At 75.1% G+C, this 229-nt stretch carries 1 protein-coding gene; it reads left to right on the top strand.

Features of this window, described 5'->3' with window-relative positions:
* Positions 1 to 229: hypothetical protein (locus AC0CH8_RS19220; RefSeq protein ID WP_465241248.1), on the top strand; the 229-nt coding region annotated here is incomplete at both ends.

Below are 229 nucleotides of genomic sequence, written 5' to 3'. Positions count from 1 at the left end.
GCGCCTCGCCCTGATCCCGACATCGCCTTCCGGTCGCACGCGCGCCGCGTCGCTCGCCGCCCTGCTGGGCGCGGCCAGCCTCTGCGCGACGGCAGCGCCGGCGCAGGACACCGTCCCGCCGACTGCGATCCGCGCAGAGGCGGGTCGCCTGACCGTCGCCCTTTCCAGCGACACCGGCCCGTATCACGGTGGCGCATCGGGCACGCTCTACGGCCTGTACGATGCACGC

It is taken from the genome of Sphingomonas sp. AC435, assembly GCF_979253005.1.
Note: the sequence above shows the minus strand (reverse complement) of the source record. Positions and strands in the feature narration are given on the sequence as shown.